Origin of the sequence: Pseudorhodoferax sp. Leaf265 (genome assembly GCF_001422365.1) — a bacterium.
Taxonomy (GTDB): domain Bacteria; phylum Pseudomonadota; class Gammaproteobacteria; order Burkholderiales; family Burkholderiaceae_C; genus Pseudorhodoferax.
The window spans coordinates 104,683-120,361 of sequence record NZ_LMMT01000040.1 but is presented as its reverse complement, the minus strand read 5'-3'; the positions used below and the strand labels follow the sequence as shown (position 1 = coordinate 120,361).

The window sequence follows — 15,679 nt, the reverse complement described above, 5'->3', positions numbered from 1 at the left end:
AATGGACGCCCAGGCAGCATTGGCCGGTTTCCTGTCCCGCCATCCGCGCCTGCTGGTGCTGACGGGCGCAGGCGTCAGCACCGAGTCCGGCATTCCCGACTACCGCGATGCCAACGGCGACTGGAAGCGGCCGCAGCCCGTGACCTACCAGGCCTTCACGGGCGACGAGGCCACGCGCCAGCGCTACTGGGCACGCAGTCTGCTCGGCTGGGCCACCATGGCCCATGCACGGCCCGGGGCGGCGCACCTGGCGCTGGCCCGGCTGGAGGCCGCCGGCCGGGTGGAGCTGCTGCTCACGCAGAACGTGGACGGCCTGCACGGCGCGGCCGGCAGCCGGCGCGTGGTCGACCTGCATGGCCGCATCGACACCGTGGTCTGCCTGGCCTGCGGCACGCGCTCGGCGCGCGCGCTGCTGCAGCAGGAACTCGTGGCGCGCAACCCGGCCTTCGCGCGCCTGTCGGCCGGTGCTGCGCCGGACGGCGACGCCGACCTGGAGCATGCGGATTTCTCGCGCTTCGAGGTGCCGCCCTGCAGCCGCTGCGGCGGCATGCTCAAGCCCGACGTGGTGTTCTTCGGCGAGTCCGTGCCGCGCGAGCGCGTGGCGCAGGCCATGGCCGCGCTGCAGCGTGCCGACGCGCTGCTGGTGGTCGGCTCCTCGCTCATGGTGTATTCGGGTTACCGCTTCGCGCTGGCCGCGGCCGAGCAGCACAAGCCCATCGCGGCCCTGAACCTGGGCCGCACGCGCGCCGACGCGCTGCTGGCGCTCAAGGCCGAACTGCCCATCGGGCCTGCACTGGCGGCACTGGCGGACTGACACGCGGCTTTGCACAAGTCCCGCATTGCGCCACCGCAGCTTTACATTGTCAGCCTAAGCTTGTTTCCAGCCCGGCACGACAGACCGGGTCTCGAAAGGACTCCAGATGAAACGCTCGACCTTCACCACAGCCCTGCTGGCCATGGCCCTGGGTGTGCCGTCCGTCGGTGCGCTCGCCCAGCCGCGCGACCGCGACGGTGACCGGGACGACAGGGGGCGCCGCGGCGACCGCGACGACCGGCGTGGCCCTCACCACCATGACGACCGCCACCACGGCAAGCCCTCGCGCCACCCGCACGGCGGCCCGCCCGGCCATGCCTATGGCGGCCCTCCGGGCCACTGGAAGAAGGGCGACCGCCTGCCGCCCGCCTACCGGACCCGCTACTACGTGGTCGACGACTGGCGTGGCCACCGCCTGCAGCGGCCGCCGCGTGGCTACCACTGGGTGCAGGTCGGCGCCGAGTATGTGCTGATCGCCATCGCGACCGGCATCATCGCCCAGGTGCTGCTGTCGCAGTGAGCCGGGTTCAGGGGGCTGGCGGAATCGCCAGCCCGCGCTGCACGGCCGGCCGTGCCACGAAGGCATCGAGCACGCGCCGCACCTCGCGGAAATCGTCGAAGCCCACGATCTCGCCGGCGCCGTAGAAGCCCGCGAGGTTGCGCACCCAGGGGAACACGGCGATGTCGGCGATGCCGTAGTCGTCCCCCATGATCCACTGGCGCCCGGCCAGCCGGCCATCGAGCACCTTGAGCAGGCGGCGCGACTCGGCCACGTAGCGGTCGCGCGGGCGCTTGTCCTCGTAGTCCTTGCCGGCGAATTTGTGGAAGAAGCCGAGCTGGCCGAACATGGGCCCGATGCCGCCCATCTGGAACATCAGCCACTGCAGCGTCTCGTAGCGTGCGGCCTCGTCCGTGGGCATGAGCTGGCCGGTCTTGGCCGCCAGGTAGACCAGGATGGCACCGGACTCGAACAAGGCCAGCGGCCGGCCGTTCGGCCCGTTGGGGTCGAGGATGGCCGGAATCTTGTTGTTCGGGTTCAGCGACAGGAACTCGGGCGAGAGCTGGTCGTTGGTGTCGAACGCGACGCGGTGCACCTCGTAGGGCAGGCCGGTTTCCTCCAGGGCGATGGAGACCTTCACGCCATTGGGCGTGGGCAGGGAATACAGCTGCAGACGCTCGGGATGGCGCGCGGGCCACTTCTTGGTGATGGCGAAGGCGGACAGGTCGGGCATGGTGCGAGGAAGCCTCGGGAAATGATGGAGGTGCGCAGCATAGGCGGCCGCGGCCGGCCCTGCGCAGCCAGGGTCTTGCGGCACAGAGGGTGTTTCCGAAAACTTGTCCGGGCTCCAGCACGGCCTGCGTGTCGCGCCTTGCCCATGGCCGCAGGGCACCCCGGCGTGGGCCTGTTCATTTCGGAAACACCCTCTCAGGGCGTGGCGCGCGACTTCGGCACGGGCGGCGGCCGGCTCTCGACCGGCGGCAGCGGATGGTCCTGCAGCGTGGTGTCGGCCGGGGCTACCCAGACCTCCACGGTGTTGGGCCGCGGCCGGTAGCGCGCGGACAGCGGCTCGACGATCCAGTCGTTGAAGCCGGCCTTCGGACCGAGCGCACGCGCACAGGCCAGCGCTGCGGGATCGTGGAAGCGCACCGTGGTCTTGTCCACCGGAACCGGGCTGGCGTAGCCGCGCGCGTTCGCGGTTTCCACCACGTCCTCCAGCGGCGGCACCTCGGCGCCCATGGCCCGCCAGGTGCGGCGCAGCGGCCACACGGCGCGGCGCTGGCTGGGGCCGTAGATCTGCATGAAGACCGTGATGCCGGCGCATTCGTGGCTGGGCGCAGGCTGGGGCAGTGGCGGCAGCGCCGCGCCCGGCGAAGGCGCCGCCGGCGGCGCGCCGGCCGCGGCCGGATGGCGCACGAACGCGCCCTCGGCGAAGCGGCCCGTGTAGTGGCAGCTTGCCGGCGGCCCGTCGCGCGGCGCGCCGGTGGCGGCCTGCTGCAGGTACAGGCGTTCGGCGACGACAGGATCGCAGGGGTGGGAACTCGACGCCGCCCCCCGGCCCGTGTAGTCGTAGACCCAGTAGCGCGGCGGCGGCGCCACGGCCAGGATCTCCGGCGCGGGCACCAGGCAGCTGCTGTTGGCGCGGGTGTCGGCGTGGCGCTCGCCCGTGGCCAGCAAGGCGGCGCAGGCGGCGGGCAGGGCCTCCGTCAGCGCCGCGCACTGCTGCATGGCCGACTGGTGGATGCGCCGGGCGAGGTCCGAGCGCGTGAACCAGCGCGCCTCGTCGGTGGGGCACAGCGTGTCGGCCGTGCGCAGCAGGGCGGCCGCCAGGTTGCCGGCGGCTGCCGGGTCGGGCCTGGCCTGGCCGCCGGGCGTGGCCTTGGCCCAGAGTTCGGCCAGTTCCTTGAGCGCGGCGCGTTCGTCCAGCGTCTGCTTGGTGAAGGCGCTGCGTGCCGTCTCGATCGCCTGCCACACGGTCACGCCCAACGTGGCGGCGGCGCCCAGGCTCAGCGTGGCGCCAACGGCCGTGGCCGTGCCGCTGATGCGCGCCGGCAGCCGGCCACCGGCGGCCGCGCGCGCGCCCTCCTGTTCCTGGGCAGCGCGGCCGGCCTGCGCGGCGGCGAACGGCGAGCAGTCGTCGTCCTCGAACCAGGCGCCGGGGTCGCGCAGCAACTCGGCGATCCAGGCACGGCTGAGGTTCTGGCCGAGGAAGGTCCCCAGGTGGAAGTAGCTCTCCCACTGCGCTTCCGAAAAGAACTGGTCGGCGGTGGTCTCCTGCGGAAAGTCCGGGTTCTGGCGCTTGAAGTTGACCAGGTCCACCGGCAGTCCGTCGCACAGGTTGGGCTTGATGACGAGCAGGATGCCGGTGCTCGGCTGGGCGCCGCCGTACTGCACCTTGGCCAGCGCCAGGCAGGCCGTGCTCTCGGGCGAGGCCAGGTCGTTGAGCGAGCCGAAGCGGGCCAGCCCGGCGGGGATGTCGCCGGTGGCCGCCGTTGCGCGGCGCGGGCGCTGGAACAGGATGTCGGCCTGCAGGTCGATGCGCGCCTTGCGCACCAGATCTTCCAGGTTGTCGAAGCCGTAGCGCGGGTCGGCGCCGCAGTCGGCCAGCACGATGACCTGGGCGCGCTCGGCCAGCAGCGCGTAGGCGCCGGTGTTCTCGAAGTGGCCGCCGTCGGTCAGGAACCAGTTGTCGCCGCGCCCGCCCAGGAAGCTGCCGAAGGTCTCGCTGAGCACGCCGCAGGACTTGACGAACAGCCGCGGCCAGCGGTGCTCGGCGCCGGTGCGCGCCGACACGTTCCACCAGTAGCCCAGCCGGATGCCGGCGAAGGTGGCCAGCGCCGAGATGCCGCCGCGCGTGAGGTTGCCCAGACCCGGGGCGATGGCCGCACCCGAGATCGCCATCCAGCCGCCCAGGCTGGGAAGGCCCTGGGCGGGCGGGCGTTCCCAGCTCTCCTGCGAGACCTTGATCAGCCCGCCGGAGGCCACCGACAGCGGCAGGCCGCGCCGGTCCTGGTTGAACAGGCCGCCACGCGGATCGCGCGTCTGGTTGATGCAGACGTTGAGCAGGTGCACCGGCCCGCCGCAGTCCTGCGGCCGGTAATGCTCCAGCGCAATGTCGTCTTCGGCATTGAGGTCGTCCACGGGGATGTGGCGGCGCCGCACCGGCAGCACCGGCGGCACCTCGCCAAGTGCCGACAGCGCGCCGGGCCCGGCGCCCAGGCGCGCGCCGTTGGCCGCGCCCAGGTAGCTGCGCACGATGCGCGCCTGGTAGAAGGCGTGCAGCGAGGACAGGTTCAGGAACTCCACGTTGCGCGCCGTGGCCAGGAAGAAGGCCGCCAGCGGCAGCAGGAACAGCAGCCACATCTGCCAGCCCTGCGCGAACTGCGCGCCGTTGTAGCTGAACACCGCGCCCGTGACCGCCTTGTGCACCAGCGACACCCACCACACGCACAGCGCGAACGACAGTCCATAGCCCAGCACGCGGCCGACCACCAGCAGTGCGCGCGTGAGGATGCGCCCGGGCAGCAGCTGCGAGGCCAGCGGCAGCACGGTGCGGATGGCCGCGGCCCAGACCGCCAGCCACAGTGCGGCAGCGCCCTGGCCGGCCTCTGTCAGCGGTTCCAGCTCGAAGGCCAGGAACCAGGCCGCGCGGTCGATCAGGCCGGCCAGCGCCACCGCGCTGAACCAGCGGAAGGAGTTGGCCAGCCCGGCCGTGAGCTCGCTGCGCGCGGCTTCGGCGGCCGGGCCGGCACAGCGCAGCCGCGCGCGGCGCAATGCCAGCGCGCCCACGGGCACGGCCAGCAGCCACAGCAGCAGCAAGGCGGCGGTGACCGCCCACAGCGTGCTGCGCATGACCTCGCCGACCGGGCTGATGCTGGCCGCCACCAGGCGCCAGTACCACGACAGCAGCCAGGCCGTGGCCAGCGCCACGGCCAGCCAGCCGGGCAGGGCCCAGCGCCGCGCCAGCGTGAGCCAGGGCACGATCCAGTAGGCCATGGCGCGCGTGGCACCCACCAGCACCACGCAGGGCAGCAGCAGCCAGGCCATGGGCACCCACAGCGGGGCCCAGTCCGGCAGGTTGCGCAGCATGGCGAACACCGGCGTGGCGTGCGTGAAGCCCAGGTGGTGCATGAGCTGCCAGCCCGCCAGGTTGGCCGCGGTGAGCAGCACCCCCAGCAGCAGCGCCAGCATGCCGAGCTCGAAATGGATGGCCACCAGGTTGCGCAGGTACAGCGCGGCGACGAAGGTGGCGTCGCGCGCACCGCGCGGGATCAGGTAGCGGCCGTTCGCGCGCAACCACCAGACGAACCAGTTGGTGCGCGCCGCGCCCAGGGCTTGCTGCACCTGGGCGGCCTCCTGCGGTGTCCGGGCGCGCGAGAACAGGCGGCCCAGCAGGCCGCCGATGTGGCCGCCACCGGACACCGTGGACAGCAGATCGAAGCGCAGCAGCAAGCCCTCGCGCGCCAGCGCGCGCAGCAGGCCGAAGCAGAAGGTCGCACTGCGGATGCCGCCGCCGGACAGCGCCAGGCCCCACAGGCCGGCTTCTTCCAGCGGCTTGCCCAGCTCGTCGTCGGTGCCGGCGTCGGCCCAGGCCTGCCGGCGCGCCTGCACCTGCTTGCGCAATTCGTTGTCCAAGCCAGCCTCCCGCCGCGCCCGGCGGCTGTTGTGCTGGAAACGAGGCTAGCGGGGTCGCGCGCGAAACGTGCGCCGCGAATTATTTCGTTACGTTGCCGCCACCGTGGCGGGCCGGCATGAAGGCCGTCGCACCGGGGCGGCCCGGCAAGTGCAGGGCGGCCGTGGCTGCGGGGCTCTCGGCCAGCACCTGGCCTTTGCGCACGACCTGCAGCCGCGTGGCGCGCAGCCGGATCGCCTCGACCGGATCGCGCGCCTGCAGCAGCACGAAGCTGGCGTCGCAGCCCGGCGCGAGCCCGTAGCCGCGCAGCCCCATCACGCGCGCCGCCGCGCCGGTCACGGCCTCGAAGCACTGGGCCATGCCGGCCTCGCCGGTCATCTGCGCCACATGCAGGCCCATGTGGGCGACCTCCAGCATGTCGCCCGAGCCCATGCCGTACCAGGGGTCCATCACGCAGTCGTGGCCGAAGGCCACGGTGACGCCGGCCGCCAGCAGCTCGGGCACGCGCGTCATGCCGCGGCGCTTGGGATAGCTGTCGTGGCGGCCCTGCAACGTGATGTTGATGAGCGGGTTGGCCACCACGCTGACACCGCTCTCGGCGATCAGCGGCAGCAGCTTGCTGACGTAGTAGTTGTCCATGCTGTGCATGGAGGTGCAGTGCGAGCCGTTGACGCGGCCCGCCAGACCCAGGCGCTGCGTCTCGCAGGCCAGCGTCTCGATGTGGCGCGACAACGGGTCGTCCGATTCGTCGCAGTGCATGTCCACCGGCAGGCCGCGCTCGGCCGCCAGTTCGCACAGCAGCTTCACGCTGGCCGCGCCCTCGGCCATGGTGCGCTCGAAGTGGGGGATGCCGCCGACCACGTCCACGCCCAGGTTGAGCGCGCGCCGCAGGTTGGCCAGGCCGCCCGGGCTGCGCAGCACGCCGTCCTGCGGGAAGGCGACCAGCTGCAGGTCCAGGTAGGGGGCCACGCGGCGGCGCACCTCCAGCATGGCCTGGACCGGCAGCAGGCTCGCATCGCTGGTGTCCACATGGCTGCGGATGGCGAGCAGGCCGCGCGCCACGGCCCAGTCGCAGTAGGCCAGGGCGCGCTCGATCAGCGCCTCGGCCGTGAGCAGCGGCTTGAGCTCGCCCCACAGCGCGATGCCCTCGAGCAGGGTGCCGCTCTGGTTAATGCGCGGCAGGCCGCGGCTCAGCGTGGCGTCCAGATGGAAGTGCGGGTCGACGAAGGGCGGGCTGACCAGCAGGCCGCCTGCGTCCAGCGTCTTGTGCGCGGGCGCCTGCAGGCCGGGCGCCACCTCCACGATGCGGCCGTCCTGCACGGCGATGGACATGTCGGACGCGCCGTTCGGCAGCGTGGCGTGGGTGACGAGAAGGTCGAGCATGGCGTGGATCGGTGTCGCGCGGCGCGCTGGCAAGTGCAGGGAGAGTGGCTGCGCAGTATCCATGCCAGGGCACGGGCCGTGTCGACTGCGCTGGCGGCTGCAGGCGCGGGATTGTGCAGTGCGCGCGCCTAGAATCCGCTCCACGTATTCGACTATTGTGTGGGAACCGCCTCCCACGCACCATTGGCCCCATGTCCAGCGCGCCCCCCAAGACCCTTCTGATCGTCGATGACAGCCGCGTGTCGCGCATGATGATCCGTACCCTGGTGGCGGCCCGCAAGCCGCATTGGACGCTGCAGGAGTGCGAGAGCGGCGACGAGGCGCTGGACCGTCTGGCGCACGGCGTGCCCGACTACGTGACCATGGACATCAACATGCCCGGCACCATCGGCACCGACGTGGCCGAACGCATCCTGCAGGCCTATCCACAGGTGCGCATGGTGGTGTTCTCCGCCAACGTGCAGGCCGCGCACCAGGCCAGGGCGGCTGCCATGGGCGCCTGTTTCGTGCCCAAGCCTGTCAGCGAGCGCAACGTGCAACTGGCCCTGAACTTCTTCGACGGGGCCGCGTGATCACGCTGACCGAGCTGCAGACCGACGCGCTGGCCGAGATGTTCAATGTCGGCGCAGGGCATGCGGCGGCCAGCCTGTCGGAGATCGTCGGCGACGAGGTGCTGCTGTCGATCCCGCGCATCGCGTTCTGCCGCCGCGACGAGCTCGGCACCAGCCTGGCCTTGCTGCGCAGCGAGCGCCTGGGTGCCGTGCGGCAGGATTTCAGCGGTGCCTTCTCGGTCAATGCCTCCTTGCTGTTCACCGAAGACAAGGCACTGGAGATCGTGCGCGAGATGCTGGGCTCGCAGGTCAGTGTGGACGACCTGCCCGAGTTCGAGCAGGAGGCCATGTGCGAGCTCGGCAACATCATCCTGAACGCCTGCATGGCCGCGATCTCGGAGATGCTGGGCGTGGAGATGACCAGCACGCTGCCGCAGTACTTCGTGAACCGTACCGAGACGGTGCTGGACGAATTGACGTCGGACATGCAGCAGCCCGTGGTGTTGGTGTTGCACATCGACCTCACCATCGAGAAGCGCGAGACGCACGGCGCGCTTGTGTTCCTGCTGAGTTCGGCGTCGTTCCACGAGCTGATCGCCGCCGTCGACAGGTTCCTGGCCCGCATTTGAACAACGGGCACGCGGCTTCGGCCCTTCTACCGCACCGATGACTGCCCCGCGTCTGAAGGTCAACTGGCCCATGCTCTCCGACGCATTGGCGCTGGGCCTGGTGCTGCTCGACGGCAAGGGCCGGGTGCTGCACTGGAACGCCTGGATCAGCCGCTACGCTGGCATCGCCCTGGCCGACGCCCAGGGCCACACGCTGGAGGAGGTGTTTCCCGAGGCGCTGTCGGCCCCGTTCCGCAAGGCGCTGGGCAATGCCTTGCGGCATCGGCTGCCCATCGTGCTGTCCAACGTGCTGCACCACGCGCCGCTGCCGCTCTATGCGCGGCCCGAGCACCGCCACGGCGACCAGCGCCTGCCGCAGTCGGTGACGATCACACCGGTGGCGCAGCCCGGCGCCGGCCATCTGTGCCTGCTGCAGGTCACCGACACCAGCACGCTGGCCACGCGCGAGCGCGTGCTGCAGCTGCGCTCGGACCGGCTCTCGCGCGAGGCCGTGGTCGACGGTCTGACCGGCATCTACAACCGCAAGTACCTGGACGACAAGCTGCGTGCCGAGCTCGAGCGCGCGCAGCGCAGCCAGATCCCGGTGGCGCTGGTGATGTTCGACGTCGATAGCTTCAAGGCCTACAACGACACCTACGGGCATCCGGCCGGCGACCGCGTGCTGGTGGCCATCGCCCACGCCGCGCGCGAGCAGATCAACCGGGTCACCGACGTGCTGGCGCGCTACGGTGGCGAGGAGTTCGCCGCCGTGCTGCCGGCGTCCGACAAGATCGGCGCGCAAAGGGTGGCCGAGAAGATCCGCAGCGCGGTGGAGGCACTCGCCATCCCGCACCAGGCCTCCAGCGTGTCGCCCTGCGTGACGGTGAGCCTGGGCGTGGCCTGCCACGATCCGCGCGACGGCTACCCCGGCGCGCACGAACTGCTGGAACTGGCGGACCGTGCGCTGTACGTGGCCAAGCGCAACGGCCGCAACCAGGTGCGCTGGACCATCAGCAGCGCCACGCCGCTGGACATCTTCCCGGTGACGCAGCGCTGATCAGCGCACCAGCCGCATGTCGCGCGCGAGTACCTCGGCCAGGGTCTGCGGGTCCTCGACGAAACGCACCAGGTCGGTGACCTCGCTGGCGCGGATGGTGCCCAGTCTGGCCATCTCCTGCACGCGCTGCTCGAAGCCTTTCCAGTACACCGCGCGCGGGCCGACCAGGTAGATCGGCACCGGGTCGAGCTGGCGGCTCTTGATCGACTCCACGGTCTGGTAAATCTCCCACTCGGTGCCGGTGCCGCCGGGCGTGACGACCACGGCCGCGGCGTGCAGCACCATCATGGATTCGCGCATGGCCACGCTGGTGAACACCAGACCGTCGCTGACGATGGGCTGGCCCTGCCAGGTCTGGAACGCGAGCCGTGCGTCGGCCTTGTCGCGCGCGGGGCCGTAGTAGGTGGTGTAGCCGATGCTGGGTCCGCCGGCCTCGGTGGCGCCGCGCGCGACCGCCTCCATCATGCCGGGGCCGGCGCCGGTCAGGATCGGGAAGCTGGCGCCGTGCGCGCGCGTCCAGTCGGCCGCGAAGTGGCGCACGCCCTGGTAGAGCCGGCCGCTGTCGGTGGGCGGCGCGCCGGCCTTGTCCTCGCCCAGGCGCGAGCTGCCATAGACCACGACGAAGCCGCGCGGGTACTTGGCGGCCTTGAAGGCCTCGGCGCAGAGCAGATCGCGCGCCATGTCGGCCGCCGTCAGGCGGTTCTCCTCGCCCTTGTAGGGGCCGGTGTAGCTCGCATTGGACGCCACGCTGGTGCAGGCCACGGGTGTGGACGGCGTGGCGCAACCTTGCAGCAGGACCAGCGCTGCGAGCAGAGACAGGCAGGTGCCGCGCATGGCGATGGCCTGGCTACTTGGTGCCGAAGATGCGGTCGCCCGCATCCCCCAGGCCCGGCAGGATGTAGCCGTGCTCGTTGAGCTGGCGGTCGATCGCGGCGGTGTAGATCGGCACGTCGGGGTGCTCCTTCTGCATGGTGGCGATGCCCTCGGGGCAGGTCAGCAGGCAGACGAACTTGATCGACTTGGGGTTGAGTTCCTTGAGCCGCTCGACCGCCGCGCTGGCCGAGTTGCCGGTGGCCAGCATCGGGTCGACGACGATGATGTCGCGCTCGTGCATCTCCGACGGCATCTTGAAGTAGTACTCCACGGCCACCAGGGTCTTGGGGTCGCGGTACAGGCCCACATGGCCCACGCGCGCGCCCGGCACGATGTTGAGCATGCCTTCCAGGATGCCGTTGCCGGCGCGCAGGATGGACACGAACACCAGCTTCTTGCCGTCGATGACGTTGGAGCGCATGGTCTCCAGCGGCGTCTCGATCTCGATCTCCTGCATGGCCATGTCGCGCGTGACCTCGTAGGCCATCAGGCTGGACAGCTCGTTGAGCAGCCGGCGGAAGGTGTTGGTGCTGGCATCCTTGCGGCGCATCAGCGTCAGCTTGTGCTGCACCAGGGGGTGGTCGATCAGGTGAACATTGGACATGGCGGCTTCTTTATTGGTTTGAGGTGGAACTAGAAAACGGTGCCGTCGCTGGCGATGTGCAGCGGTGGCAAGCCCCCACGCAAGCGCTGGGCCAGCACGCGGCCCATGGCCCAGGTGCCGCCTTCGAGCACACAGGCCAGCGGCAGCTGCGCCGCCGGCACGCCGAGCTGCGCGCGCACGATGGGCGCGAGCTCGTCGAGCAGCGCGACGGTCAGGGCCCGCCATTCCACCACGAGCTCGTCGCCGGGCTGCCAGCTGCGCTGGGCCAGTGCCGGGTCGCGCAGTGCCAGCACGCCGGCGTCCAGCAACAGGCCGCCGTTGCGGTACTCGGGCAGGCCGGTCAGTGCGTCGATGCCGTCCACATGCACGCCGGCCCACTGGAAGGGTTCGAGCAGCGAGTAGGTCAGCCACTGCGAGAGCTTATGGAACGGCATCCAGCCGGCGGTGAGGCCGGGACCGGTCACGGCCTCGTGGCGCCAGCAGTCGCCCAGCGGCTGGGTGGCGATGGTGTTCTGCGCGGGCCAGATGCCCGACAGCGACATCAGCAGCTGCGACAGGATGTCGTGCGCGGCCACGGTGGCCGTGGGCGCGATGCCGGACGGCCCCAGCGGCGCGACCAGCATGTCGAACAGACCGCCAGGCCGCCCTTGCGGGCCGAACACCTCGGGCTGGGCCGCGAGCGCCTCGCCCAGCTTGCGCAGCAGCAGCACACGGCCCTCGAGCCCGACCAGCGGGTTCGAGGTGCTGACCTGGAAGGCTTGTGCCAGCCGCTCGGGAATGAGGCCGCGCAGGCCGGCTGCGTCGACCTGCAAGGGGTGCGCGGGGTCGCTGGAGAACAACCCGCCCAGGAAGGCATGCCAGCTGGCCACGCCCAGGCCTTCGGACCGCGCGAAGCGCTGGCCGCTGGCGGTCTCCAGGTAGCTCCAGTCCGGGCCGGCGCCGGCGTCCAGCAGCACGCTGACCAGGGCCAGGTCGATCATGGCGCGTGCACGCGCCGGCGGGTCCAGCGGCGCGAGCAGGGTGTCGAGCTCGGCCTTGCGGTCCACGCCACCGGCCTCGAAATGGCGCCAGCGGCTGTGGAACGGGATCTTGAGATCGGGGTAGCGCTGGCGCGTCAGCGCCGCCACGTCGGCCGCCGTGGTCTGCAATGCGTCGTCGTGCACCACGAACCAGCGCGAAGCGCCGACGCGCGCGCGCTCAAGCAGCTGGCGTGCGCGGGCACGCACCGCAAGCGTGGTGCGCAGCGCCGTGGCCGCGCCTTCGGGGTGGCCTGTGTCCTGCGCCAGGGAAGTGCCGTCGAATGTCATGCGTCCAGCCCCCGGCCCTTGGCCTTCTTGAGTTCCTCGGCGTCGGGCACCACGCCCGGCGTGAAGTAGCCGGCCGCCATCTTGGCGTCCATCTCCACGCGCGCATCGGCCGGGATCAGTTCGTCGGGGATGTTCACGCGCACGCCGACCTCGATGCCCGAGCCCGTGATCGCGTCGTACTTCATGTTGCTCATCGAGACCAGGCGGTGGATCTTTTGGATGCCCAGCCAGTGCAGCACGTCGGGCATGAGTTCCTGGAAGCGCATGTCCTGCACGCCGGCCACGCACTCGGTGCGCGCGAAGTACTGGTCGGCCGTGTCGCCGCCGACCTGGCGCTTGCGCGCGTTGTAGACCAGGAACTTGGTGACTTCGCCGAGCGCGCGGCCCTCCTTGCGCGAATAGGCCACCAGGCCCACGCCACCGCGCTGCGCGCCCTGGATGCACTCTTCGATCGCGTGCGTGAGGTAAGGCCGGCAGGTGCAGATGTCCGAGCCGAACACGTCCGAGCCGTTGCACTCGTCGTGCACGCGGGCGGTCAGCTCCACGGCGGGGTTGGCGAGGTCGCGCGGGTTGCCGAAAATGTAGACGGTCTGTCCGCCAATGGGCGGCAGGAACACCTCGAGGTCAGAGCGTGTGACGAGTTCAGGGTACATGCCGCCCGTCTCTTCGAACAGCACGCGGCGCAGGTCGGTCTCCGAGCAGCCGAAGCGCTGGGCCACGCCGGGCAGGTACCAGACCGGCTCGATGGCGGCCTTGGTCACCATGGCCGCACCGCCCGCGGTCAGGAACTTGCCGTCGGCCTTCAGGCGGCCGGTCTGCAAGGCCTCCAGCACCTCGGGCAGGATCACATGGGCCTTGGTCACGGCGATCGTCGGGCGGATGTCGTAGCCGGCCGCCAGCTCGGTCGAGAACACGTCGGCCACCGAGGCACCCCAGGGATCCAGGCTCACGATCTTGCCGGGCTCGCTCCACTGCGGGTAGGGCCCGATCAGGTCGGTCGGCATGGTGTTGGTGAGGTCGGCCTTGTGCTGGCGCGAGAGCGCGCCAGCCGCGACGGCCAGTGCGCGGTAGACGCTGTAGGAGCCGCTGTGCGTGCCGATCACGTTGCGGTGGGCGCGCTTGGAGGTGGTGCCGACCACCGGCCCGCGCTCGGCCGCTGTGGCGGCGTCCCAGCGGATCGGCAGGGCGCCGAAACCACCGGCATGCGAGGTCAGTCGGATGTGGCCCGCAGCCGATTTGAGGCTGGCCGCGGAAGAAGGAGTGGGGGCGGCGGCGCCGGCTTCTGCAGACATGGTCGTTCCTCGAAAGGGACCGGCTGCACGGGGAAGCACAGCCGGCCTGCTGGCACACCGGATGGTGGTGTCTGCCAAGCATACCGACTCGCAGGCGGGTTCTGCATGCGATGCCGTGGCGCGGTGTGCATCCGCGCCACAGCGGCGGGCCGGTCAGGCCTTGGGAGCGGCCGTCGCCTTCTTGCCGGCGTGGCTGGCCTTGTGGCTCTTCTTCTTGGCCACGGTCTTCTTGGCGGGCTTGGCCGTGGTGGCGGCATCCGCAGGCGCGGCAGCGGCCGCAGGTGCGGCCGGGGCGGCGGCCGGGGTCTGGGCGAAGCTGGCCGAAGCGGCGAAGGCCAGGGCGGCAGCGGCGATCAGGGTCTTGGTGCGGTTCATGGTGCGGTCTTCCGAAAAGCAAGACTCGTGGCAACTCCGAGTCGGTCGAGTGGGCTGGGCATCTGCCTGGCTTGGAACCACAACGCGCAGCGGTGCACGCACGGCAGACAGCCCGCGCATCGGCCCAGATGACAGATGCAACAAAGCCGCGTGAGAAGCGGCTAGGCCTTGTCGGACGTGACGTGCACCCCGGGCTTGCGCCCGTCGTTCCAGCGCCCGCCGATCGCGCGCTCGATCTGCGCGGCCAGCTGCAGCAGCAGGCCGTCGCCGGCCTGGCGTGTCTGCGCGTGCATGCCCAGCGGCAGGCCGTACTCGTTCCAGGCCAGCGGCAGCGAGATGCCCGGGATGCCGCACAGGTTGGCGATCGGCGTGTAGGCGAAGTTGCGCCACAGGTTCTCGAACCAGTCGTGCACCGAGGGGTTGTCGCTGGTGGTCAGGTACTCTGTCGTGCCCACGCGCGGCGTCGGCAGCGCGGTGACGGGCGAGAGCAGGATGTCCCAGTCCTCGAAGAAGGCGCCGAAGCCGCGCGCCGTGTTGTTGAACGCGGTCTGCATCTGGAAGCGCTCGGCGTAGCTCGCGTCGCGGCCGGCCTCCCAGATCTTGATGTTGATGGGCTCGACCTTGTCGGCGGGCGGGCGCTCCAGGCCCAGCGTGCGCAACATCGTTTCGATGGTCTGCGCGAAGTTGCTGATGTAGCAGAAGGTCTGGGCCTGGAAGGCAGCGCGGATGTCCACGGCCGGTTGGGCCCATTCCACGTGGTGGCCCAGGCCCTCGAGGAAGCGGCCCACGCGCGCGAGTTCGGCCGCGATGTGCGGCGTGGCCGCGAAATCGCCCCATGCGTGCACGAGCGCGATGCGCAGCCGGCCCGGGTCACGCTGGATGAGGTCGGCATAGGGTTCGGGCGCGGTCCAGTAGGGCATGAACTCGCCCGGCGCGCCGCCGCGGCAATGGTCCACGAAGCTGGCCATGTCACGCACGCTGCGGCTGATGGCGCCCTGGGTGGAGACCAGGCCGGACAGGTCCGACAGATTCGGCGCGATCGAGAACACGCCGCGCGAGCATTTGAGGCCGATCGCGCCGTTGACGCCGGCCGGAATGCGGATGGAGCCGCCGCCGTCCGTCGCATGGGCGATGGGCACCACGCCGGCCGCCACCATGGCGGCCGAGCCGGCCGAGGAGCCGCAGGTCGTGTAGTCCAGGTTCCAGGGATTGCGCGTGACGAACAAGTCGTTCTCGACCGAGCTGCAGACGCCGAACTCGGGCGTGGTCGTGCGGCCGATGATGTTGAGCCCGGCCTGGCGCAGCTTGCCCGCGAGGAAGCTGTCGGCGCTGGCGCGGTTGCCCTGCATGAGCTTGGAGCCCATCTCCTGCAGCCGGCCCTTGAGCGTGGGCCCCAGGTCCTTCATGAGGTAGGGCAGGCCGGCGAAGACGCCGGTCGGGTTCATGCCGTCCTTCAGTGGGTCTTCGACGACGTCGTCGAAGACCTCGACCACGGCGCTGGTCGGGCCGTTGGTCAGCGCGATGCCGGCCGCGGCCTGGGCCGCGAGCTCGGCGGGCGTCAGTTCGCCGGCGCGCACGCGCGCGGCCAGGGCCGTGCCGTCGTGGGCGGTCCATTCGTCCCAGGACATCGCGAGCGTCATGCCAGCGTCTCCTTGCGTGTGGTCAACAGGCGATCCATGGTGT

14 protein-coding genes are annotated in these 15,679 nt (G+C 70.9%); 5 read left to right on the top strand and 9 right to left on the bottom strand.

Annotation, left to right across the window (positions count from 1 at the left end; all coding sequences use genetic code 11):
* The first annotated feature begins 1 nt into the window (after window position 1).
* Window positions 2-814, top strand: coding sequence for an NAD-dependent protein deacetylase (locus ASF45_RS31990; RefSeq protein WP_235581094.1), 813 nt, complete (start codon window positions 2-4; stop codon window positions 812-814).
* A 106-nt stretch (window positions 815-920) separates the two neighbouring features.
* Window positions 921-1,334: an RcnB family protein gene (locus ASF45_RS31985; RefSeq protein WP_056673223.1), complete on the top strand. Its 414-nt coding sequence runs from the start codon at window positions 921-923 to the stop codon at window positions 1,332-1,334.
* A 7-nt stretch (window positions 1,335-1,341) separates the two neighbouring features.
* Here the strand turns inward: ASF45_RS31985 and ASF45_RS31980 are convergent, their stop codons facing one another.
* The 3 genes from ASF45_RS31980 to ASF45_RS31970 all read right to left on the bottom strand — a co-directional run bounded on the left by ASF45_RS31980 (window position 1,342) and on the right by ASF45_RS31970 (window position 7,329).
* Window positions 1,342-2,046: a glutathione S-transferase N-terminal domain-containing protein gene (locus ASF45_RS31980; protein ID WP_056673219.1), complete on the bottom strand. Its 705-nt coding sequence runs from the start codon at window positions 2,044-2,046 to the stop codon at window positions 1,342-1,344.
* Window positions 2,047-2,240: 194 nt separating this feature from the next.
* Window positions 2,241-5,948, bottom strand: coding sequence for a patatin-like phospholipase family protein (locus ASF45_RS31975; RefSeq protein WP_056673216.1), 3,708 nt, complete (start codon window positions 5,946-5,948; stop codon window positions 2,241-2,243).
* Between the two features lie 79 nt (window positions 5,949-6,027).
* Window positions 6,028-7,329 (bottom strand): amidohydrolase family protein, encoded by a 1,302-nt coding sequence (locus ASF45_RS31970; protein ID WP_056673213.1) that lies wholly within the window; start codon window positions 7,327-7,329, stop codon window positions 6,028-6,030.
* Between the two features lie 191 nt (window positions 7,330-7,520).
* On the opposite strand from ASF45_RS31970, the gene ASF45_RS31965 reads away from it, so the two are divergent.
* From ASF45_RS31965 to ASF45_RS31955, 3 genes are read left to right on the top strand one after another with little or no spacing between them, the layout of a single operon-like run.
* A complete protein-coding gene (locus tag ASF45_RS31965) occupies window positions 7,521-7,901 on the top strand; it encodes a response regulator transcription factor (RefSeq protein WP_056673210.1) in 381 nt (126 codons plus the stop codon).
* The gene (locus ASF45_RS31960; protein WP_156473260.1) at window positions 7,898-8,509 is read left to right on the top strand and encodes a chemotaxis protein CheC; all 612 of its coding nucleotides are present in this window, start codon (window positions 7,898-7,900) and stop codon (window positions 8,507-8,509) included. The genes ASF45_RS31965 and ASF45_RS31960 overlap by 4 nt, the downstream gene beginning before the upstream one ends.
* Window positions 8,510-8,546: 37 nt before the next feature.
* Window positions 8,547-9,545, top strand: coding sequence for a GGDEF domain-containing protein (locus tag ASF45_RS31955; protein WP_063887835.1), 999 nt, complete (start codon window positions 8,547-8,549; stop codon window positions 9,543-9,545).
* Here ASF45_RS31955 and ASF45_RS31950 read toward each other — a convergent pair whose 3' ends face one another.
* The 6 genes from ASF45_RS31950 to ASF45_RS31925 all read right to left on the bottom strand — a co-directional run bounded on the left by ASF45_RS31950 (window position 9,546) and on the right by ASF45_RS31925 (window position 15,636).
* The gene (locus ASF45_RS31950; protein WP_056673204.1) at window positions 9,546-10,379 is read right to left on the bottom strand and encodes an LOG family protein; all 834 of its coding nucleotides are present in this window, start codon (window positions 10,377-10,379) and stop codon (window positions 9,546-9,548) included.
* Window positions 10,380-10,392: 13 nt separating this feature from the next.
* Window positions 10,393-11,022 carry a uracil phosphoribosyltransferase gene (gene upp / locus ASF45_RS31945; protein ID WP_056673201.1) on the bottom strand — a complete coding sequence of 210 codons (630 nt, stop codon included), beginning with the start codon at window positions 11,020-11,022 and terminating at the stop codon, window positions 10,393-10,395.
* Between the two features lie 29 nt (window positions 11,023-11,051).
* Window positions 11,052-12,329 (bottom strand): URC4/urg3 family protein, encoded by a 1,278-nt coding sequence (locus ASF45_RS31940; protein WP_056673200.1) that lies wholly within the window; start codon window positions 12,327-12,329, stop codon window positions 11,052-11,054.
* Complete coding sequence (locus ASF45_RS31935; RefSeq protein WP_056673197.1) at window positions 12,326-13,621, bottom strand: GTP cyclohydrolase II; 1,296 nt, start codon at window positions 13,619-13,621, stop codon at window positions 12,326-12,328. The genes ASF45_RS31940 and ASF45_RS31935 overlap by 4 nt, the downstream gene beginning before the upstream one ends.
* 153 nt (window positions 13,622-13,774) lie before the next feature.
* A complete protein-coding gene (locus tag ASF45_RS31930; RefSeq protein WP_056673193.1) occupies window positions 13,775-13,996 on the bottom strand; it encodes a hypothetical protein in 222 nt (73 codons plus the stop codon).
* Between the two features lie 161 nt (window positions 13,997-14,157).
* Window positions 14,158-15,636 carry an amidase gene (locus ASF45_RS31925; RefSeq protein ID WP_056673190.1) on the bottom strand — a complete coding sequence of 493 codons (1,479 nt, stop codon included), beginning with the start codon at window positions 15,634-15,636 and terminating at the stop codon, window positions 14,158-14,160.
* Window positions 15,637-15,679: the final 43 nt, after the last annotated feature.